Source organism: Novosphingobium sp. SG707, assembly GCF_012275515.1.
Taxonomy (GTDB): Bacteria; Pseudomonadota; Alphaproteobacteria; order Sphingomonadales; family Sphingomonadaceae; genus Novosphingobium.
Window position 1 is genome coordinate 146,675 of the sequence record NZ_JAAZQL010000009.1, and the last position, 20,141, is coordinate 166,815.

18 protein-coding genes are annotated in these 20,141 nt (G+C 63.6%); 11 read left to right on the plus strand and 7 right to left on the minus strand.

What is annotated here, in order from left to right; genetic code table 11:
* Positions 1-13 precede the first annotated feature (13 nt).
* The gene (locus FHW92_RS21175) at positions 14-634 is read left to right on the plus strand and encodes a hypothetical protein (protein WP_168605264.1); all 621 of its coding nucleotides are present in this window, start codon (positions 14-16) and stop codon (positions 632-634) included.
* Between the two features lie 31 nt (positions 635-665).
* Complete coding sequence (locus FHW92_RS21180) at positions 666-1,205, plus strand: EF-hand domain-containing protein (RefSeq protein ID WP_168605265.1); 540 nt, start codon at positions 666-668, stop codon at positions 1,203-1,205.
* On the opposite strand, the gene trmFO is transcribed toward FHW92_RS21180, so the two are convergent.
* The 3 genes from trmFO to gyrA form a co-directional block, all read right to left on the minus strand.
* Positions 1,202-2,578, minus strand: a complete 1,377-nt coding sequence (gene trmFO, locus FHW92_RS21185) for a methylenetetrahydrofolate--tRNA-(uracil(54)-C(5))-methyltransferase (FADH(2)-oxidizing) TrmFO (protein WP_168605266.1) — start codon at positions 2,576-2,578, stop codon at positions 1,202-1,204. The two genes, FHW92_RS21180 and trmFO, sit on opposite strands and share 4 nt — an antisense overlap.
* A gap of 248 nt (positions 2,579-2,826) precedes the next feature.
* Positions 2,827-3,174, minus strand: coding sequence for a DUF952 domain-containing protein (locus FHW92_RS21190; protein ID WP_168605267.1), 348 nt, complete (start codon positions 3,172-3,174; stop codon positions 2,827-2,829).
* Positions 3,171-5,903: a DNA gyrase subunit A gene (gene gyrA, locus FHW92_RS21195; protein WP_172249367.1), complete on the minus strand. Its 2,733-nt coding sequence runs from the start codon at positions 5,901-5,903 to the stop codon at positions 3,171-3,173. Before gyrA ends, FHW92_RS21190 begins: the two co-directional genes overlap by 4 nt.
* 324 nt (positions 5,904-6,227) lie before the next feature.
* Here gyrA and FHW92_RS21200 point away from each other — a divergent pair, with 324 nt between their 5' ends.
* Entirely contained in the window at positions 6,228-7,484 is a 1,257-nt protein-coding gene (locus FHW92_RS21200) for a hypothetical protein (RefSeq protein WP_168605268.1), read from the plus strand.
* A 68-nt stretch (positions 7,485-7,552) separates the two neighbouring features.
* Here FHW92_RS21200 and FHW92_RS21205 read toward each other — a convergent pair whose 3' ends face one another.
* Entirely contained in the window at positions 7,553-8,218 is a 666-nt protein-coding gene (locus FHW92_RS21205; RefSeq protein WP_168605269.1) for a carbonic anhydrase, read from the minus strand.
* A gap of 143 nt (positions 8,219-8,361) precedes the next feature.
* Here FHW92_RS21205 and lipA point away from each other — a divergent pair, with 143 nt between their 5' ends.
* Positions 8,362-9,306, plus strand: coding sequence for a lipoyl synthase (lipA, locus tag FHW92_RS21210; protein WP_168605270.1), 945 nt, complete (start codon positions 8,362-8,364; stop codon positions 9,304-9,306).
* 7 nt (positions 9,307-9,313) lie between these two features.
* Complete coding sequence (locus tag FHW92_RS21215; RefSeq protein ID WP_168605271.1) at positions 9,314-9,754, plus strand: type II toxin-antitoxin system RatA family toxin; 441 nt, start codon at positions 9,314-9,316, stop codon at positions 9,752-9,754.
* Between the two features lie 3 nt (positions 9,755-9,757).
* Here the strand turns inward: FHW92_RS21215 and FHW92_RS21220 are convergent, their stop codons facing one another.
* The 3 genes from FHW92_RS21220 to FHW92_RS21230 are packed head-to-tail and all read right to left on the minus strand — an operon-like array spanning position 9,758 to position 11,975.
* The gene (locus FHW92_RS21220) at positions 9,758-10,285 is read right to left on the minus strand and encodes a CinA family protein (RefSeq protein ID WP_168605272.1); all 528 of its coding nucleotides are present in this window, start codon (positions 10,283-10,285) and stop codon (positions 9,758-9,760) included.
* Positions 10,282-10,812 carry a hypothetical protein gene (locus tag FHW92_RS21225; RefSeq protein WP_168605273.1) on the minus strand — a complete coding sequence of 177 codons (531 nt, stop codon included), beginning with the start codon at positions 10,810-10,812 and terminating at the stop codon, positions 10,282-10,284. Before FHW92_RS21225 ends, FHW92_RS21220 begins: the two co-directional genes overlap by 4 nt.
* Positions 10,812-11,975, minus strand: a complete 1,164-nt coding sequence (locus FHW92_RS21230) for a bifunctional 2-C-methyl-D-erythritol 4-phosphate cytidylyltransferase/2-C-methyl-D-erythritol 2,4-cyclodiphosphate synthase (protein WP_168605274.1) — start codon at positions 11,973-11,975, stop codon at positions 10,812-10,814. The genes FHW92_RS21225 and FHW92_RS21230 overlap by 1 nt, the downstream gene beginning before the upstream one ends.
* An 86-nt stretch (positions 11,976-12,061) precedes the next feature.
* Between FHW92_RS21230 and dusB the strand changes: the two genes are divergently transcribed.
* The 6 genes from dusB (at position 12,062) to hfq (ending at position 20,132) form a co-directional block, all read left to right on the plus strand.
* Positions 12,062-13,075 carry a tRNA dihydrouridine synthase DusB gene (gene dusB / locus FHW92_RS21235; RefSeq protein ID WP_168605275.1) on the plus strand — a complete coding sequence of 338 codons (1,014 nt, stop codon included), beginning with the start codon at positions 12,062-12,064 and terminating at the stop codon, positions 13,073-13,075.
* Positions 13,075-14,229 carry an ATP-binding protein gene (locus FHW92_RS21240; RefSeq protein WP_246870330.1) on the plus strand — a complete coding sequence of 385 codons (1,155 nt, stop codon included), beginning with the start codon at positions 13,075-13,077 and terminating at the stop codon, positions 14,227-14,229. Before dusB ends, FHW92_RS21240 begins: the two co-directional genes overlap by 1 nt.
* A 5-nt stretch (positions 14,230-14,234) precedes the next feature.
* Positions 14,235-15,650, plus strand: coding sequence for a sigma-54 dependent transcriptional regulator (locus tag FHW92_RS21245; protein ID WP_168605276.1), 1,416 nt, complete (start codon positions 14,235-14,237; stop codon positions 15,648-15,650).
* Between the two features lie 76 nt (positions 15,651-15,726).
* Positions 15,727-17,985, plus strand: a complete 2,259-nt coding sequence (locus FHW92_RS21250; protein WP_168605277.1) for an ATP-binding protein — start codon at positions 15,727-15,729, stop codon at positions 17,983-17,985.
* A gap of 25 nt (positions 17,986-18,010) precedes the next feature.
* Positions 18,011-19,396, plus strand: coding sequence for a sigma-54 dependent transcriptional regulator (locus FHW92_RS21255; RefSeq protein ID WP_168605278.1), 1,386 nt, complete (start codon positions 18,011-18,013; stop codon positions 19,394-19,396).
* A gap of 136 nt (positions 19,397-19,532) precedes the next feature.
* A complete protein-coding gene (gene hfq, locus FHW92_RS21260; RefSeq protein ID WP_168605279.1) occupies positions 19,533-20,132 on the plus strand; it encodes an RNA chaperone Hfq in 600 nt (199 codons plus the stop codon).
* Positions 20,133-20,141: the final 9 nt, after the last annotated feature.

Here is a 20,141-nt window from a genome sequence, read left to right on the forward strand (position 1 = left end):
TAAAGGCCCGCCAATGTCTCAGGATCTTCTCGATAGTTTGCCCGCGCCCTGGCGCTTTGCGGTGGCCTATGCGCCGGTGGCCACGCGTGAGCGGTGGCTGACGATGCTGGCGCTGGATGTGCGCTTGGCGGGCGTGGTGCGCGGCGCGCGTGAACCGATTCTGGCCCAGATGAGGCTGGCATGGTGGCGCGATCGGCTGCGCGACTCGGCGGACAAATGGCCGCGGGGCGAGCCTTTGCTGGCGGCTCTGTCCTGCTGGGATGGTGGACATGGCGCGCTGATGGGGCTGGTCGATGGCTGGGAGGCCCTGCTGGGCGAGGCGCCTTTGCCGGTCGCGGCGTTCGAAGCGTGGATTGAAGGGCGCGTTGCCGCCTGCGCCGCGTTGGGCGAGGGGGCAGATAGCATGGCCCGGGGCTGGGCGCTGGGCGATCTGGCGGCTCATCTGGGCGATGCGCAGGAGCAGGCCGCAGTGGCCGATATGATCGAGGCCCATGGCTGGCGCGCGGTTCGTTTGCCGCGCAAGATGCGCCCGCTGGTGGTTCTGCATGGGCTGGCCGCGCGGACCAAGGGGCGTCAGGGCGCGGAAAACATTTCGCTTTTTACACTTTTGCGGCTTGGAATGCTGGGGATCTAAGGTACTTTCCCTATAGGTTGAGAGGAGTTGAATGGGGCGGTTGGTCATCGGCGCGGTTTCGGCGCTGGTTCTGGTGAGCGCGGGGTTCTTCTGGTGGCAGGGGCGGGCCAGTCTGGAACGCGCCGCACCTCTGCCGGTCGTTTCCGGCCCGCCGGGCGAGGGAGCTATCGAGCTGCCCGATGCCGATCCGCATGGGCGCGGCCCGGCCTTGCCCAATGCGGCCAAGAAGGTGATGTCCAAGGAGGACAGGCGCTTCAACCGCTATGACCGCAACCGCGACGGCTCGATCAATCGCAACGAGATGCTTTCAACCCGCGTGAAGGCATTCCAAAAGCTGGACGTCAACCACGACAATCTGCTCAGCTTTGAGGAATGGGCGGTCAAGACGTCCAATCGTTTCAAGGAGATCGATCGCAATGGCGATGGTATCCTCAGCCGCGCGGAACTGAACGCCTATTACGCTGCGCAGGATGCGAAAAAGGCCGAGCGCGACAAGGCCAAGGCTGATTGCGCCTGTGGCAAGGCTGCGCCTAAGGGCCGCCCCGCCACAGACGATGATGACCCGGATTAAGCGATCCTCGCCAGCCAAGGCGCCAGATCGGCCTTCGCACGTTCGGTATAGACCAGCTTGCGGGCGGGCTTTTTGATCTTCTTTTCCGTGACGATGGGCGGGAACAGGCCGAAATTGATGTTCATCGGCTGATAAGTGTCCGCCTCTGCGTCGCCCGTAATATGGGCCAGCAGGGCGCCCAGCGCCGTGGTGCGCGGCGGCTCGGCCCAATCGCGGCCCGCCAGTTCGCAGGCGGTCATGATGCCCGCCAACATGCCGACGCTTGCGCTTTCGACATAGCCTTCGCAGCCGGTGATCTGTCCGGCAAATCGAATGTGGGGCGAGGATTTCAGCCGCAATTGCCGGTCCAGCAAAGTGGGCGAATTGAGGAAAGTGTTGCGGTGCAGGCCGCCAAGCCGCGCGAATTCGGCATTTTCCAGCCCCGGAATCATGCGGAACACGCGGGTCTGCTCGGCATATTTCAGCTTGGTCTGAAAGCCGACCATGTTGAACAGCGTGCCCAGCTTGTTATCCTGCCGCAATTGCACCACGGCATAGGGCCAGCGGCCCTTGGGAAACTTTTCTGAAACGCTGCGCGGATCGTCCAGACCGACCGGCTTCATCGGGCCGAAGCGCAACGTGTCCTCGCCGCGTTCGGCCATGACCTCAATGGGCATGCAGCCGTCGAAATAGGGGGTGTTGGCTTCCCACTCCTTGAAAACGGTCTTTTCGCCGCTCAGCAATTCCTCGCGGAAGGCCAGATATTCGGCCTTGTTCATCGGGCAATTGATGTAATCCTTGCCGTCCGACCCCAGCGCGATGCTGGCCTCGGCGCCCTTGTCCCAGCGCGCCGCGCGCCAGGCGATGTCCATATTGATCGTCTCGGCATAGACGATGGGGGCGATGGCGTCGAAAAAGGCGAGGGAATCCGCGCCCGTTGCCGCGCCGATCTTTTCGGCCAGCGACGCGGCGGTCAAAGGTCCCGTGGCCACAATCGTCAGGCCCGCATCGGGCAGCGTATCAATCCGCTCGCGCGTCAGCGTCAGATTGGGCAGGGCGGTCAGTTCGGCCTCGATCGTGTCGCTGAACACATCGCGGTCCACGGCCAGAGCAGACCCGGCCGGAACTCGCGCCTTGTCCGCCGCGCGCATGATGAGGCTGTCGAGCGCCCGCATTTCGTAATGCAGCAGGCCCACCGCGTTGGCGGTGTCATCATCGCTGCGCAAGGAGTTGGAGCAGACCAGTTCGGCCAGCCCGTCGCCCTGATGGGCCGGGCTACGTTCTCCGGTTCCGCGCATTTCCGAAAGGCGAACTTTGAAACCGCGCTTGCCTAATTGCCATGCCGCCTCGGTTCCCGCCAGGCCGCCGCCGATGATGTGTACGTCATATGTCATGGGGTGGGGCCTTAGCTATTGTGGGGGAGGGGGGCAAGGTTGGGGAAGGGAAGGTGCCTCCGGCGGGCAAAGGGACTTGTCCCTTTGCAATCCCATTAATGGGTGGGTGGCTTCCGGCGTGGTGTTGGGGGATAGGAATAAAGCCTGCGGCGCTGGCATATCCGCCCCGCAGGGCGCGATACACGCCGCCGCCGCCATGGCACAGCGCAGACAGTAACGGGAGCGCGAGGGTCTAGACCCTCGCATCTTCACGCCGCAGGCAAAACCACCGAACCATCGCCCGCGCGCACCAACGCCCCATGCGCAACCACAGCCGACAGCGGCAAATCCCCGTAAACATGGGGAAACAACGCCCCGCCGCGCGAGACTTCCCACTTCACCGCATCGCCCAGCGCCGCCAGATCGACCGTGGCGATAAACAGATCGCCCATACCGGCGAAATGCTTGTCGATGGTTTCTGCCAACTGCGGCTCGGCCGAGAGGTGGATATAGCCATCGGCCAGATCCACCGGCGCGCCCTTGAACACGCCATCGGCAAGGAACTGCGCCATTTGCGGCGCAGTGAGCACTTTATGGGCAACAGGCGGCAGGCTCATTCGCCCGCCGTCCCTTCGCCCGCCTGATCTTCCGGCGCCGCTTCCTCGACACTTTCATCCTCGGCTTCGCTCTCGGCCAGACGGACCGCCGAAACGACATGCTCATTATCGGCCACATTGAACAGGCGCACGCCCGCCGACCCGCGCCCGATTACCCGCAGAGACGAAAGCGGCAGGCGGATCATCTTGGCCTGATCGGTCACCAGCATCAGCTGATCGGCCTGAACGGCGGGGAAGCTGGCCACGACTTCGCCATTGCGGGCGATATTGTCGATATTGGTGATGCCTTGCCCGCCGCGCCCGGTCCGGCGATATTCATAGGCTGAGGACAGTTTGCCATAGCCATTGGTGCAGACCGTGAGGATGAATTCCTCGCGCGCGGCCAATTCGGCCATGCGCTCGGCCGAGATCGAGGGTTCGCCTTCCTTTTCGCCCTTCCACGGTGCGAATTTCAGGTAATCCTCGCGTTCCTCGCTGCTGGTGCCCACGCGGTGCAGGATCGAGAGCGAGATCACTTCATCGTCGCCCTTGAGCAACATGCCGCGCACGCCGGTCGAGGTGCGGCTGGTGAATTCGCGCACTTCATCGGCGGCAAAGCGGATCGCCTTGCCCTGACGGCTTGCCAGCAGAACATCGTCATCCTGCGACAGCAAGGCCACGCCGATCAGGCGGTCATCGTCGCCTTCTTCAAAGCGCATGGCGAATTTGCCGTTCGACGGGATGTTGGCAAAGGCATCCATGCTGTTGCGGCGGATATTGCCCTTGGCCGTGGCAAACACCACCGAAAGCGCGCCCCAATCCGCCTCATCCTCGGGCAGAGGCAGCACGGTTGCGATCGTTTCATCCTTGTCCAGCGCGGGCAGCATGTTGACGATAGGACGCCCACGCGTGGCCGGGCCGCCTTCGGGCAGCTTATAGACCTTGAGGCGATAGACCTTGCCGGCGGTCGAGAAGAACAGCACCGGATTATGGGTGGTGGTGACGAACATCGTCCCCACGGCATCCTCTTCCTTGGTGGCCATGCCCGCGCGGCCCTTGCCGCCACGCGCCTGCGCGCGGAAGGTGCTGAGCGGCGTGCGCTTGATATAGCCGTCCATCGTCACGGTGACGACCATGTCGTCGCGCTCGATCAGGTCTTCATCGTCAATGCCATCGGCGGCGGCGGTGATTTCCGACACACGCGGCGTTGCGAAAGCGGCGCGCACCTCGATCAGCTCCTGACGGATCACGCCATAGAGCTTGGCCCGATCGGCCAGAATCGAGAGATATTCGGCAATCGCCTTGGCCAGTTCTTCCAGCTCGTCGCCGATTTCGTCGCGGCCCAGCGCCGTCAGGCGGTGCAGGCGCAGGTCGAGGATGGCCTTCACCTGCGTTTCGGACAGGCGGTAGGTGGGCGCCGAAAGCTCGTCGCTGCCTTCCTCGATGGCCTCGACCAGACGGATATAGGAGGCGATTTCGCCCATCGGCCATTCGCGCGCCGACAGGGCCGCGCGCGCCGCGCCCGGATTGGGCGAGCCGCGGATGATGCGCACCACTTCGTCCAGATTGGTGACCGCGATCACCAGACCCAGCAAGATATGCGCCCGGTCGCGCGCCTTGTTCAGCTCGAACTTGGTGCGGCGGGTAATCACTTCTTCGCGGAAGGCGATGAAGGAGGTGAGGATATCCTTCAGCCCCAGCACTTCCGGACGCCCGCCACGGATGGCCAGCATATTCGCCGGGAAGGAGGACTGGGCGGGCGTGTTGCGCCAGATCTGGTTGAGCACCACCTCGGGCGTGGCATCGCGCTTGAGGTCCACGACGACGCGCACGCCTTCGCGGTTCGATTCGTCGCGGATGTCGGAAATGCCCTCGATGCGCTTGTCCTTGGCCGCCTCGGCGATCTTTTCGACAAGGCCCGACTTGCCCACCTGATAGGGAATCGAGGTCAGCACGATCGAGCGGCGATCATTGCGGCCCGTCTCGATCTCATGACGGCAACGCATGATGATGCTGCCGCGCCCGGTGTTATAGGCGTTGCGCGCACCGCCCTGACCCAGGATCAGCGGGGCGGTCGGAAAGTCCGGCCCCGGAATGATCTTCATCAGCTCGTCGGTGGTGATCGCCGGATTGTCGATGGTGGCCAGCGCGCCGTCGATCACTTCGCCAAGGTTGTGCGGCGGAATGTTGGTGGCCATGCCGACCGCGATGCCGCCCGCGCCATTGACCAGCAGGTTGGGGAAGCGCGCGGGCAGGGCCTGCGGCTCGCTCTCCGACCCGTCATAGTTGTCGACGAAATCGACGGTGTTCTTGTCGATATCGGCCAGCAGGCTGTCGGCCACCTTGGCCAGACGCGCTTCGGTATAACGCATCGAGGCCGGCGGATCGGGGTCCATCGAGCCGAAGTTGCCCTGACCGTCGATCAGCGGCAGGCGCATCGACCAGTCCTGCGTCATACGCGCCAGCGCGTCATAGATCGCCGCGTCGCCATGCGGGTGATACTTGCCCATCGCGTCGCCGACGATACGCGCCGATTTGCGATAGGCCTTGGCATGGGTAAAGCCGTTCTCGTGGCAGGTCCACAGGATGCGGCGATGCACAGGCTTCAAACCATCGCGCACATCGGGCAGCGCGCGCGCCACGATCACGCTCATCGCGTAATCGAGGTAGCTGGTCTTCATCTCGTCGACGATATCGACGCGGGTAAATTCGCCCATGGGGCTGGCGGACAAGGTGGTTTCGTCGCTCACGCGCGTGTTTTCATTCTTCGATTGTTGTGGGACTGGCCCGGATTGAACGTCTCTAGGCCATGGCGTCGCCTATGGCCAGCGATTGCGTCGCCTAGTGGGCCGGATCGAATGCGTTTTCCACAAGTGGACGCACCTGGACGGCCCATGCCCGGCGCGATGCTTGCGCAAATCCGCAGCCATGCGCACAAAGTCGTAGTTCAATCGTGGTTCACACGCGACAGGCCATTAAGGCTATAGTTGCATTGACGCGGATTTGCCTTAACAAGCGCAACGTTGAGTTTGGGGCGGCACGCTGGTTGCCATGCCAAGAGGAGATAGATTGCAATGAAGCTTTCCCTTTCGCGCTTTGCTGTGGCCGTGGCGCTGGCTTTGCCTGTTGCGGGCGCTGGCGTGATGGTGGCGGCCCCGGCCATGGCGGCTCCGGCTGGTCCCGACCTTTCCAAGCCGTTTCTGGCTGTGGGCGTGCCGTTCCAGACCGCTCTGGAAAAGGTCAAGAAGGCGCCCAGCCCCGAAGGCATTGCCGATCTGCGCGCGCAGTATGAAAAGGTTCTGGCCGCCGCGACCAAGCCCGACGACAAGTTCACGGCGGGCAACTGGGGCATCCAGCTTGGCAGCCTGGCCAAGGACGATACGCTTCAGGGCAAGGGTATTCAAATGATGGTCGACAGCGGCAAGACCCCGCCCGACCTGCTGCCCAAGCTGCACTTCGCGCTGGCCCAGATGGCGCTTCAGGCCAAGGACAATGCGGGCGCCCGCAAGAACCTCGACGCCTCGATCGCCGCCGGCAACAAGGAAGCCGAGCCGCATGTGTGGCTGGCCGAAATCAATTTCGAGGAAAAGCAGTCGAAGGCCGGTTTTGACGAGCTGAACAAGGCCATCGACATTGCCGGGACGGCGGCGCCGGAAAACTGGTATCGTCGCGGTCTGGGCTTTGCCTATGAAGCGCGCGATTACGGTCAGGCTGTGAATTTCTCGACCAAGCTGGTCAAGGCCTATCCCGTGACCAAGAGCTGGTCGGCCGCGATTGCCGTGCTGCGCGATCTGGGTCAGCTGCCCTCGCAGGACACGATTGACCTGATGCGCCTGATGGCGCGCACCAACAGCTGGGCCGAAGAGCGCGACTATGGCGAATTCGTTCAGGCCGCTGACGCCCGCCGTAACCCGGCCGAAGTGAAGGCCGTGATCGAGGCCGGTGTGGCCGCGGGCAAGCTGGACGCGTCCAAGACCTTCTATGCCGAAGCGCTCAAGACCGCCAACAGCCGTATCGGCCCGGACAAGGCCTCGCTGCCCGGTTTTGAAAAGGATGCGCGCGCCGCCAATGCGACCGTGGGCACCGTGTCGGGCGCGGGCGATGCGTTCCTGTCCTATGGCGAATCGGCCAAGGCGATCGACCTTTACAAGATTGCTCTGAACAAGCCGGGCGTGGACAAGCCGGTCGTGCTGACCCGTCTGGGCATCGCGCAAGTGGACGCGGGCGATTACGCCGGTGCGCAGGCCACTTTCGCGCAGGTCGAAGGGCCGCGTAAGCCGATGGCTGAACTCTGGTCGCTCTATGCGGCCCAGAAGGCTGCCGGTAAGTAAGGCTTACGCTTTCAACCCGCAAAAAAGGGGGCGACGGGAAACCGCCGCCCCCTTTTCGTTATGGGCTGTTATTCGACCGGGGCGAACTCGCCGGTGGCTTCATCCAGCAGATGCAGCAGGCCGTCCGAAATGGCGAAGAAGGCGCCGCGCAGCTTCAGGCTGCCCTTTGCCTCCTTCTGCGCCACGCAAGGGAAGCTGCGCAGGTTTTCAAGGCTGACCTTGACGCCTGCCTGCTCCATTGCTCGCTCGGCGGGGCGGCCCTCGGTGCCATGCTTGTGCGCCACTTCATCGCGCGCGTCGTCGAGCAGCGAGATCCAGTTGGCGACAAAGCCGCCCTGGCCCGGTTCGGCGCCATACAACTCCTGTGTCAGCGCCGCCTTGCAGCCGCCGCACATACCGTGGCCCATCACGATGATCTCGCGGACCTTCAGAACCTGCACGGCAAATTCCAGCGCGGCTGAAACGCCGTGATGGCCCGGCGTGGTTTCAAACGGCGGGACCAGCGCGGCGACATTGCGCACGACAAAGATTTCGCCCGGATCGACATCAAAGATCTGCGAAGGATCGACCCGGCTGTCGGAACAGGCGATCACCATGACTTCGGGCTGCTGCCCTTCGCGCAGCGTGCTCCAGCGTTCGCGATGCGGGTTCCAGCCGGTTTCGCGGAAACGGTGATACCCTGCGATAAGACGGTCAAGGGGCGGGGTGGCGGGGGCGTTACCCGTATCTGACATCTCGTTCTCCTGACGATGGAGGGCATCGGGGATTCGGCCCGTCATGCCCGTGGCTGCCGATTGCCCCGAAGCCTGTCCGAAGGCCAGCAGAAACTCAAACTTAACTCTGGAAAGAGCTGCATCATGCGCCTATCTGCCGGGTCATGAACGACCTCTCCACGCCTCCTTCGCCCGATTCCAATTCCACGGTTCAGCGCAAGCCGGACTGGATTCGCGTTAAAGCCCCCGTCAGCCGCGAATATGGCGCCACGCGCGACCTGATGCGCGGGCTGGGGCTGAACACGGTGTGTGAAGAGGCGGCTTGCCCGAATATCGGCGAATGCTGGACGAAAAAGCATGCCACGGTAATGATCCTTGGCGATGTCTGCACGCGGGCCTGCGCCTTCTGCAACGTCAAGACCGGCATGCCGCGCAAGGTCGACCTGAACGAACCGGCCCATGTGGCCGAAGCCGCCGCCAAGCTTGGGCTGGAGCATATCGTGATCACCTCGGTCGACCGCGACGATCTGCCCGATGGCGGCGCGGGCCAGTTCGTCAAGGTCATCAACGAATTGCGCCGCACCACGCCCAATACGACGATCGAGATCCTGACCCCCGATTTCCGCAACAAGATGCGCCCCGCGATCGAGGCCATCGTTGCCGCAGGCCCGGATGTGTACAACCACAATCTGGAAACCGTGCCCCGGCTCTATCCCACCATCCGCCCCGGCGCGCGTTGTTATGCCTCGCTGCGCCTGCTGGAGGAGGTGAAGGCCCACAACCCGCTGATCTTCACCAAGAGCGGCATCATGCTGGGCCTTGGCGAGCAGCGGCTGGAGGTCCATCAGGTGATGGACGACATGCGCAGCGCGCAGATCGACTTCCTGACCATGGGCCAATATCTGCGCCCCACGCCCAAGCATGCCGAGGTCAAGGAATTCGTCACGCCCGCCGCCTTCAACGCCTATGGCGCGATTGCGCGGGCCAAGGGCTTCCTTCAGGTCGCGGCCAGCCCGCTGACCCGCTCGTCCTATCACGCGGGCAAGGATTTTGCCGAAATGCGCGCCGCCCGCGAGGCCAAGCTCGCCAAGGCGGCGGCGAAAGCCTGATCCCGCGATGCCGAGTATTCATGAGACGCGCCGCCTGCCCTATTCGGCCAAGCAGATGTTCGATCTGGTGGCCGATGTGGGCCGGTATGGCGAATTCCTGCCCTGGGTCGTGGCCACCCGCGTGAAAAGCAATGACGGACACGAAATGGTGGCCGACATGTTGGTGGGCTTCAAAATGCTGCGCGAGAAATTCACCAGCCGCGTGGTGTTCGATGCCCCGCGCGAGCTGACCGTGCATTACCTCGACGGGCCGATGCGCGATCTGGACAATGTCTGGAAGTTTCGCGATGTCGATGGCGGCTGCGAGCTGGAATTCGACGTCAGCTTCACTTTCCGCAACCCCTTGTTCGAAAGCCTTGCCGGGCAATATTTCGACAAGGCGTTCCGCAAGATGGTGGCCGCTTTTGAAGAGCGTGCGGCCAAACTCTATGGCGGTGAACCGGCCTGAGGATCACTCCTCCTCGGTCGGGGCCTCCATTTTCGGCAAGAGCAGTTCAAGCGCGACCTTGACCGCCTCGGCGCGGATCTCGCTGCGGCTGGTGGGGGCAAAGAAGCGCTCTTCGGCCAGCACTTCCTCGCTGTTGCGCTCGGCCTTGGCAAAGACCACCAGGCCGACCGGCTTTTGCGCTGTGCCGCCATCAGGCCCGGCAATGCCGCTGATCGCGACGGCCACATCGGCGTCCGAATTCTTCAGCGCACCTTGCGCCATCGCCCATGCACAGGCGCAGGACACCGCACCGAACGTGTCGATAATATCGGGCGAAACGCAAAGCAGCTTCTGCTTGGCCGCATTGGAATAGGTGACGAAACCGCTTTCCACCACCGCCGAGGAACCCGCGATTTCGGTCAGCGCCGCCGAGACGAGGCCCCCGGTGCAGCTTTCCGCCAGCACGACCTTGCGGCCCAGCGCGCGGTTTTCCGCGATCACCTGCGCGGCCATTTCCATAATGTCGGGAGCGAAGAAGGAAGCTTGAGTCATTGTGTGCAAATCACAATTTTGCCGAAGCGCGCCTGTCCGGCGCGCGACCCGAGGCCGATGGCAAGGCCGATGGCCTCAGCCGTGCTTTCAGGCGGCAGGGGGGAGAGGATCGCCAGCAGCCGGTCCAATTCCGAACAGCGGGCGATGGGGAGCTTTTCGGCGACCATGCCGGTCACCATGGTTTCCACGATCTGCTGTTGCTGCGGATCGGGCAATTGGCCCAAAAGGGCGGAAATATCGGTGGGCGCGTTCGCGCTCAACTTGTTGATGGCGGCCTTGGCGCCGGGCCAGAGCGTGGGCTTGGCGGCGGCATAGCGCTCGATCATGCCCCGCGCGGGGCCGCGCAGAAACGCGCCATCGGGCAGGGAGGGGCCGCAGCGCTGGGCCACCCCGGCAATCGTGCCGGGCAGGGCAAAGCCCACCAGCGAGGAAAATTCGGCGGGCGACAAACAAGGCTCGGCGGCGCGCGCCATGCCGGGAGCGATCACCAACAGAGCCGAAGCCGTCAGGGCAAGGAGCCGCGCCATCAGGCCAGCAACAGCGTTGCCGCCGCCTGCGCTGCAATGCCTTCGCCGCGCCCGGTAAAGCCCAGCTTTTCGGTGGTCGTGGCCTTGACGCTGACCAGCCCCACATCGACGCCCATGATCGCGGCCAGACGGGCGCGCATGGCTTCGCGGTGGGGGCCGATCTTGGGCGCCTCGCAGATGATGGTCACATCAACATGGCCGATGACATAGCCGACTTCGCCCGCGAGCTTGACCGCATGGGCCAGAAAACGGTCCGAAGCTGCGCCTTTCCATTGGGGATCGCTGGGCGGAAAATGCTGGCCGATATCGCCGCGCGCGCAGGCGCCCAGGATCGCATCGACCAGCGCATGGATCGCCACGTCGGCATCGCTATGGCCGCTAAGGCCCTGATGATGCTCGATCCTGACCCCGCAGAGCCACAATTCCTCGCCATCTTCCAGCCGATGAACGTCATAGCCCGTGCCCACCCGAACCGGGGGCAGGCCCTTGGCACCGGATACGGCAAAATCGCTGGCATAGGTCAGCTTGTGCAAGGCTTCATCTCCATCAACCAGAGCGATGCCCAGACCATAGGCCTGAGCAACCTGCGCATCATCCCCTGCATTGGTTGGGCCATCCCACGCGCGATGCGCGGCCAGAATATCGGCAAAGCGAAAGCTCTGCGGCGTCTGGACCCGGCGCAAGGCCTCGCGGCGGGCGGGCGCCCCCATCAGATTGTCCGAGGCATTGCACAAGCTGTCCACGACAGGAAGAACCGGAATCGCGCCCGGTTGTTCCACCAGCGCCTTTTCCAGCCGTTCAACCACCGCCAGAGGCAGGATCGGACGCGCCGCATCATGGATATGTACGATAGCGGGCGCATCGGGGGCCAGAGCCTCCAGCCCCGCACGCACCGAATCCTGCCGCGAGGCGCCGCCCGTAATCAACCGCACCGGCAAACCATCGAGCGCCGCCGATGCCACATCCTGCGCGCCCTCGGGGATAACGACCACAATCGGCGCGACGCCGGCGGCCATCAGACGCTCGACCGAATGGCGCACCACAGGCTTGCCGCGCCATGGGGCGAATTGCTTGGGCACGGGCTGTCCCGCGCGCAGGCCCGCTCCTGCGGCCACAACGATGGCTGACCTACGGGTATCTGCTTGAGTCGGGGCGCTGCTCATGGATCGCGCCGGTAATCCCTTGCTGTGCGGCGCGCAATCCTTTATGCGCTGCCCACTTTTTAGGCACGCCCCATAGCAGAACATTCATGACAGACACTCCCATCCCCCCCACTCTGAAACCGATCCATATCGGCCCTGTCCAGATCGATTGCCCGGTCGTGCTGGCGCCGATGACGGCTGTCACCGATCTGCCGTTTCGGCGCATCGTGCGGCGCTATGGTTCGGGGTTGAACGTGACCGAGATGATCGCCAGCCCGGCCGCGATCCGCGAAACGCGCCAGTCGATCCAGAAGGCCGCGTGGGACCCGATGGAGGAGCCGGTCTCGATGCAGCTCGTCGGCTGCGAGCCGGACCAGATGGCCGAGGCGGCCAAGATCGCGGCTGACAAGGGCGCCGCCATCATCGACATCAATATGGGCTGTCCGGTGAAGAAGGTGGTTAATGGCGATGCAGGGTCTGCGCTGATGCGCGTGCCCGATCTGGCCGCGCGGTTGATCGAGGCCTGCGTCAAGGCGGTGGACGTGCCCGTGACGGTCAAGATGCGGATGGGCTGGTGTCATGACAGTCTCAACGCACCCGAACTGGCCCGCACCGCGCAGGATCTGGGCGCGAAGATGATTACGGTCCACGGCCGCACCCGCAATCAGATGTACAAGGGCAGTGCCGACTGGGCCTTTGTTCGCCGGGTGAAGGAGGCGGTCGATATTCCCGTCATCGTCAATGGTGACATTTGCACGATCGAGGACGTGGCCGCCGCTGTCGAGCAATCGGGCGCCGATGGCGTGATGATCGGGCGCGGATCCTATGGGCGGCCCTGGCTGCTGGGGCAGATGATGCATTGGCTGGCGACGGGCGAGCGTCTGGATGAGCCTTCGCTGGCCGAGAAATATGGCGTTATTCTCGAGCATTACGAGGATATGCTCGCCCATTATGACATCAAGACCGGCGTCAATATGTTCCGTAAGCATATCGGCTGGTATACGCATGGGCTGCATGGATCGGCCTCGTTTCGCAACAAGGCTAATTTCATGGATGACCCGCGCGACGTAAAAGCCGCGCTCCACGAATTTTTCACGCCGCTGCTGCAAGACGCGGCCTGATGGCGCCCGATCAGCCCCACGCCATTCCCCCCGCGCCCGACGCGCGGCGCATGTTGCTCAGCCTGCCTCAGGCGGTGATGCTGCTGGCGCCGGGGCAGAAGATCTCGATGGCCAATCCGGCCGCCGAGCAGTTTCTGGGCCAGAGCCAGCGCCGCCTGCTGGGGCGTTCGCTGGTCGATGTCGTGGCGCTGGATGATGAACGCCTGATGCAGCGCGTCTATGAAAGCGATGCGCCGATCACCGCGCGACAGGTCGATGCCCACGTTCTGGGCCAGGGCAGCCGACGGCTCGACATTGCCACCACACCGGTGATGGATGCGCCGGGCTGGATGATGGTCACTCTGGCCGACAGCGCCACGGTCGAGCCGCTGGGCCAGTCGATGCCGGGCGATGGCGACGGGCGGCTGCGCGGGCCGGAGGTGCTGGCCCATGAGATCAAGAACCCGCTGGCGGGCATTCGCGGGGCGGCGCAATTGCTGGCGCGCAAGGTGGAGGGCAGCGACCGTGCGCTCACCATCCTGATTGCTGATGAGGTGGATCGCATCGCCAAGCTGATCGACCAGATGCAGACGCTTTCGCGCCGCACCGCCGATCCGGTCGAGCCGTGCAACCTGCATGAAACCATCCGCCGCGCCAGCACCATTCTGGCCGCCGCGGGCGGGGCCAAGGAGGAAGGTAGGACGCGGATCGAGGAAGAATTCGACCCCTCGCTGCCCCCCGTTCTGGGCAGCGCGCACGGGCTGGTGCAGGTGCTTATCAACCTGCTCTCCAATGCGCGCGAGGCAACGCAGGGCGTGGAAAATTCACGTATCATCGTGCGCACCCGCTTCGTTTCGGGTCTGCAACTGCATGCCACCGATCGCGGCAAGGCGGTGCGTCTGCCCATCGAGGTGCGCGTGTCGGACAATGGCCCCGGCGTCGATCCTTCGGTGCGCGACCAGATTTTCGAGCCTTTCGTCACCAGCAAAAAGACCGGGCAGGGGCTGGGTCTGGCGCTGGTGCGCAAATTGATGCGCGACATGAACGGGCGCATCACCCATGACCGCGACGAGGCGGGGGGCTGGACTCATTTCCGCCTGCATCTGCCGATGGCCTCGCCGGGCGGATCGGGCAGGCCCCGGCGCAAATCGGCCCCAGACGCCCTGAACGGATAGGATCTATGAGCATTTTGCTGGTTGAGGACGATGAGTCCATCGCCATCGTCATCACCGCCGCACTGGAGGCCGAGGGTTTTTCGGTGGTGCGCTGCGATTCAATCGTCGAGCGCGACCGCCTGCTGGCCACACGGGAGTTTTCCGCGCTGGTCACCGATGTGATGCTGACCGATGGCGACGGGATCGAGACGCTGGGCCGCGTGCGCGAGATACATCCCGATCTGCCGGTGATCGTGCTCTCGGCGCAGAACACGCTGGATACGGCGGTGCGCGCGTCGGACACCGGGGCGTTTGAATATTTCCCCAAGCCTTTCGACATTGACGAACTGGTGCGCACCGTGCGTCAGGCGGCGGGCTCGCAGGGCTCTTCGTTGAGCGGGGGCGTGGACGAGGGGCCGGGGCAGGGCTTGCCGCTGGTGGGGCGTTCGGCTTCGATGCAGGCGGTGTATCGGATGATTACGCGCGTGCTGCGCAATGATCTGACCGTGCTGATTTTGGGCGAGAGCGGGACGGGCAAGGAACTGGTGGCCGAGGCGATCCATCAGTTGGGGCATCGGCAGAAGGGGCCTTTCGTGGCGGTCAATACGGCGGCCATTCCCGCTGACCTGATCGAGAGCGAATTGTTCGGCCATGAAAAGGGCGCCTTTACCGGCGCCGTCGCCCGTCATATCGGCAAGTTCGAGCAGGCGGCGGGCGGCACTTTGTTCCTTGACGAAATCGGGGATATGCCGATGCAGGCCCAGACCCGCCTGCTGCGCGCGCTGCAATCGGGCAGCATTCGCCGCGTGGGCGGGCGCGACGAGGTGAGCATCGACACGCGCATCGTGGCGGCCACCAACAAGGATCTGGAGCCGATGATCGCGGCGGGGCAATTCCGCGAGGATCTCTATTACCGCTTGAACGTCGTGCCGATCCATCTGCCGCCTTTGCGCGAAAGGGCGGATGATATTGCGGCGCTGGCTCGGCATTTCCTCGCGCTGGCGGCCACAGAGGGCTTGCCCCGGCGGCGTCTGGCGCCCGAGGCCGAGGCGATGCTGATGCGCCAGCCATGGCGGGGCAATGTGCGCGAGCTTCGCAATTTCATCTATCGTCTGGCGCTGCTGGCGCGCGAGGATGTGATTGATGCTGCTGCGCTGGAGCCGATGCTGGCCTCCGCCGCGCGGGCCGAGGAGCAGATCGAGGCCCCGCTCAATCTGAACGGCGCGGTCGAACGGTGGCTGAGCGAGCATAATCCGCCCTCCGGCACTGTCTATGACGCGGCACTGGCGGCGTTTGAAAGGCCGTTGTTCAACCGCATTCTGGCCGCAACCGGGGGCAACCAATTGCGGGCGGCGCAAATGCTGGGGATCAACCGCAACACGTTGCGCAAACGCCTGGGCGAACTGGCTATAGACCCCGATTCCTTCCTGCGCCGACCTTAGGGCAGGGGCGACCTTTGGGGTAATGCGTCGGTTTCCTCTTGCATTCTTGCCACAGGGGCGTTGTAATACTGCCACGATGGTGAGCGATGATAAGGCAAGACCGAGACGATGGCCCCGATGGTGGCGGCGAACGCTGGTCTATGCGCGGCGCGCCAATCTGGAGCCCTACGTCTGGGGCATTTCGGTTTTCGGCTTTTTGGCGGCCAGCCTTTCGGCATGGCTGGCGGTGTCGGATCAGGCGGAAAAGGGGCAGTTGCTCTCGGGCGGGATGACCGCTTCGCTGCTGGTGGGCATGCTTTTGCCCGCGATGGCGATCCTTGTGCTGATCGGGCGCTGGATCGCGGTGCGGCGCGGGGCCAGCATTCCGGGCGGCAAGGGGCGGCTGCACACGCAACTGGTGTTCCTCTTCTCGCTGATCGCGGCGGTGCCCACGCTGCTGGTGGTGATCTTTGCATCTTGGCTGTTTCAGTCGGGCGTGGAATTCTGGTTTTCCGACAATTCGCGTGGGCTTCTGGAAAACGCCAACAAGCTGGCGCGCGGCTATTACGAACAGACACAGCGCGATGTCTCGAACGAGGCCATCGCGATGACCAGCGACCTGCGCTATATCCTGAGCCAGACCAGCATCGTCAGCCTCGATTTCCAGCGGGCACTCTCCTATCAGGTGTTGCAACGCGGGCTGGACGAGGTGGCGATCCTGCAAAAGGGCGCCGATGGGCGGATGATCACCGTGGCGATTGTCGATCCCGCGCGTGATGATGCGCGGGTTCAGATCTCGCCCGAGGATCGCCGCCGGGTGGATGGCGGCGAGGCGATCGTCGTCAATGCCAAGGCGGATCGCATTGAGGCGGTGACGGCCATCGACCAGCGGACCGGGCTTTACCTCTATGCCGCGCGCACATCCGACCTTTTGGCGATCAGCCAGGGCAAGCGCGCCGACAATATTGTGAAGGCCTATCAGGTGCTGACGCAAAGGGCGCGGTTGCTGCAATTGCGGTTTAACATTGCCTTGTTTGTCATATCCTTGGTGCTGGTGGGCCTGTCGGTGGTCTTTGCCCTGCGCTTTGCCGACAGACAGGTGCAGCCGCTCTATGACCTTGTGGCGGCGGCCCAGCGGGTGGGTGCGGGCAATTATGAAATCCGCATCGCCGGGCGCAGCGGGGCCGAGGAAATCGGCCTGCTCAACCGCGCGTTCAACCGCATGACCGAGCAGATCGAGCGCCAGACGGCCGCCCTCGTCCGCGCCAATCAGCAGATCGACGAGCGTCGCGCGCTGATGGAGGCGGTGCTGGAGTCGGTGACCGCGGGCGTCATCTCGCTGGACGCTGGCGGGGCGGTGCGGCTGATGAATTCCTCGGCGCAAAAGTTGCTCTTGGGGCGCAGCGATGGCGCGCCGGTGGGTCAGGCGCTGGCCGAGATTTCGCCGCCGATTGCGGGCATGGTCGATGAAGGCAAGCGCGAGGGCGTGGTCCAGCATGGCGTGTCCTCCGAACGCGGGGGCGATCTGCGCACACTTGCGGTGAAGGTGACGGCCAACAACAGCGCCTCGGGCGAGGCGCAGGGCGGCCATGTGATCACCTTTGAAGACATCACCCGCCAATTGCTCGATCAACGGCAGGCGGCATGGTCGGACGTCGCGCGGCGCATCGCGCATGAAATCAAGAACCCGCTGACCCCGATCCAATTGGCCACCGAACGCCTGTCGCGCCGCTATCGCAAGCAGATCAGCGACAATCCCGAATTGTTCGAGGAACTGACCGCGACGATCATTCGTCAGGTGGGCGACCTGCGCAAGATGGTGGACGAATTCTCCTCCTTTGCCCGCATTCCAAAACCGGTGTTCCGTTCCGAGGACCCGGTCGATCTGGCGCGGCAATCGCTGTTCCTGCAGGAGGTTGCGCGCTCAGACATCGATTTTTCCATCGATGCGCCCTCCGATATCGGCCTCATCGGTTGCGACAGGCATCAGTTTGGTCAGGCGATGACCAATGTGCTGAAAAACGCCACCGAGGCGGTCGAGGCCAAGCAGAAGCAGGCGGGCGAGGACTATCGCGGCGCGATCCGGCTGAGCCTGATCGACGAGGGCGAGAGCATCGTGGCGGTGGTGGCCGATAATGGCATCGGATTGCCGCAGGACCGCGAACGTATCGTCGAACCCTATGTCACCACCCGCGAAAAGGGCACGGGGCTGGGGTTGGCCATTGTGAAGAAGATTGTCGAAGAACACGGCGGCGACATGAATTTCGCCAGCGCCGAGGGCGGTGGCTCCGTCGTCTCCCTGCGCTTCGCCCGCGATCCTTTGAGTGCGGGCAAGGTGATGGAGCCGGGGGAATGAGCCGAATGAAAAGAGGAAAAGCCTGATGGCTGTCGATATCCTGATCGTTGATGATGAAAAGGACATCCGCGAACTGGTGGCGGGTGTGCTGTCGGACGAAGGCTATGAATGCCGGACCGCCGGTGACAGCCGCGCCGCGCTGGACGAGGTGGACCGGCGGCGGCCCTCGCTGGTGCTGCTCGATGTGTGGCTGCACGGCAGCCCGATGGACGGGCTGGAGGTGCTGGACGCGATCAAGACGCGTGAGCCTGACCTGCCGGTCATCATCTTTTCGGGCCATGGCAATATCGACACGGCGGTGGCCGCGATCGGGCGCGGGGCGATGGACTTCATCGAAAAACCCTTTGAGACCGAGCGCCTGCTGCATCTGGTCGAACGCGCTACGGAAACGGAGCGGCTGCGGCGGGAAAACGCACGGCTGAAACTGGATACGGCGCAGGGGACGGAGTTTCACGGTTCATCCAGCGCAATCAACCATGTACGCGCCACACTTAAACGCGTTGCCAATACCGGCAGCCGCCTGCTGATCTCCGGCCCATCGGGCGTGGGTAAGGAGGTGGCGGCACGTCTGCTCCATTCGTGGAGCGGGCGGGCAGAAAAGCCTTTCGTCAGCGTCAATTCGGCCCGGATCACGCCTGAACGTTTCGAAGAGGAACTGTTTGGCGAGGAGGCCAATGGCAAGCTGGTGCGCGCAGGTCTGCTCGAACTGGCCGATGGGGGCACGCTTTATCTGGACGAGGTGGGCGATATGCCGCTGTCGACCCAGGCGCGCATCCTGCGGGTTCTGACCGAGCAGGCCTTTGTCCGCGTGGGCGGCAATCGCCAGATCCGCGTTGATGTGCGTGTGGTGTCCTCGACCAGCCGCAATCTGGAAAAGGAAATCATCGAAAAGACCTTCCGCGAGGATCTGTTCTATCGCTTGAACGTGGTGCCGGTGGCGGTGCCGCCTCTGGCCGAGCGGCGCGAGGATATTCCCGTGCTGGTCCAGCATTTCTTTGCCCGCTATGCCAATGATCAGGGCATGCCCCCGCCCGATATCAGCATCGAGGCGATGGCCGCGATGCAGGCCTATGAATGGCCGGGCAATGTGCGCCAGTTGCGCAATGTGGTGGAGCGCACGGTGATTCTGGCCCCGCGTGAAAGACTGGGGCGGATCGAGGTCGATATGCTGCCTGCCGAAATCAACAGCGGGCGTCTGGCCGGAGATTCCGGCATGTCCTCGCTGATGGGCGTGCCCCTGCGCGAGGCGCGGGAAAACTTTGAGCGGGAATATTTGCGGGTTCAGATCCGGCGCTTTTCCGGCAATATTTCAAAGACGGCCGCCTTCATCGGCATGGAGCGCTCGGCCCTGCACCGCAAGCTCAAGCTGCTGGGCATGGGCGACAAGCGGGATGATGATGAGGAAGAGTGAATACGTCTTTCGCAATTTCGGCATTTACGCTGCAACTGCGAGAGGCTAGACATGGGGCTCAATCGGCCAGAGGTGCAGAATCACTTTTGGCCAGAATGCGGACCGTAGAAACGGCCGCCAACAATAGGAGCAAACCATGTCTACTGGCCGCACGCTGTCCGCTCGTCCGCGTTCTAAGCCTGAGGAATCCGCCGTTGAAGAGGGCGTCGAAGCCGTTGCCGCAGCCCCCGTTCCCGTAGCCTCGGGCAAGGGCAGCCAGAATTTGCAGGACCAGTTCCTGAACTATCTGCGCAAGAACAAGACCCCCGTCACCATGTTCCTCGTCAAGGGCGTGAAGTTGCAGGGTATTGTCACCTGGTTCGACAATTTCTCGATCCTGTTGCGCCGTGATGGTCAGTCGCAGCTGGTCTATAAGCACGCCGTTTCGACCATCATGCCCAGCCAGCCCATCGACACACGCCTGTTCCCGCAGGGCGGCGACGCGTCGAAGAAGGCCCGCCTGCTGCAGGATGTGTTCCTTTCCTCGATCCGCTCGTCCAGCGTGCAGGTCACGATGTTCCTGGTGAACGGCGTGATGCTTCAGGGGCGTGTGGCGGCCTATGACCTGTTCTGCATGATGCTGGAACGCGAAGGTTATGTGCAGCTTGCCTATAAGCATGCGGTTTCGACGATTCAGCCGCTTGGCCCGGTCGATCTGACCGGCGAGTGGGATGGTGAAGAAGGTTCAGACGCCTGATTTTCGGAG

Coding starts and splice junctions, on each gene's coding strand:
- FHW92_RS21175 (WP_168605264.1), top strand. CDS start 14: ATGTCTCAGGATCTTCTCGATAGTTTGCCCGCGCCCTGGCGCTTTGCG.
- FHW92_RS21180 (WP_168605265.1), top strand. CDS start 666: ATGGGGCGGTTGGTCATCGGCGCGGTTTCGGCGCTGGTTCTGGTGAGC.
- trmFO (WP_168605266.1), bottom strand. CDS start 2,578: ATGACATATGACGTACACATCATCGGCGGCGGCCTGGCGGGAACCGAG.
- FHW92_RS21190 (WP_168605267.1), bottom strand. CDS start 3,174: ATGAGCCTGCCGCCTGTTGCCCATAAAGTGCTCACTGCGCCGCAAATG.
- FHW92_RS21200 (WP_168605268.1), top strand. CDS start 6,228: ATGAAGCTTTCCCTTTCGCGCTTTGCTGTGGCCGTGGCGCTGGCTTTG.
- FHW92_RS21205 (WP_168605269.1), bottom strand. CDS start 8,218: ATGTCAGATACGGGTAACGCCCCCGCCACCCCGCCCCTTGACCGTCTT.
- lipA (WP_168605270.1), top strand. CDS start 8,362: ATGAACGACCTCTCCACGCCTCCTTCGCCCGATTCCAATTCCACGGTT.
- FHW92_RS21215 (WP_168605271.1), top strand. CDS start 9,314: ATGCCGAGTATTCATGAGACGCGCCGCCTGCCCTATTCGGCCAAGCAG.
- FHW92_RS21220 (WP_168605272.1), bottom strand. CDS start 10,285: ATGACTCAAGCTTCCTTCTTCGCTCCCGACATTATGGAAATGGCCGCG.
- FHW92_RS21225 (WP_168605273.1), bottom strand. CDS start 10,812: ATGGCGCGGCTCCTTGCCCTGACGGCTTCGGCTCTGTTGGTGATCGCT.
- FHW92_RS21230 (WP_168605274.1), bottom strand. CDS start 11,975: ATGAGCAGCGCCCCGACTCAAGCAGATACCCGTAGGTCAGCCATCGTT.
- dusB (WP_168605275.1), top strand. CDS start 12,062: ATGACAGACACTCCCATCCCCCCCACTCTGAAACCGATCCATATCGGC.
- FHW92_RS21240 (WP_246870330.1), top strand. CDS start 13,075: ATGGCGCCCGATCAGCCCCACGCCATTCCCCCCGCGCCCGACGCGCGG.
- FHW92_RS21245 (WP_168605276.1), top strand. CDS start 14,235: ATGAGCATTTTGCTGGTTGAGGACGATGAGTCCATCGCCATCGTCATC.
- FHW92_RS21250 (WP_168605277.1), top strand. CDS start 15,727: ATGGTGAGCGATGATAAGGCAAGACCGAGACGATGGCCCCGATGGTGG.
- FHW92_RS21255 (WP_168605278.1), top strand. CDS start 18,011: ATGGCTGTCGATATCCTGATCGTTGATGATGAAAAGGACATCCGCGAA.
- hfq (WP_168605279.1), top strand. CDS start 19,533: ATGTCTACTGGCCGCACGCTGTCCGCTCGTCCGCGTTCTAAGCCTGAG.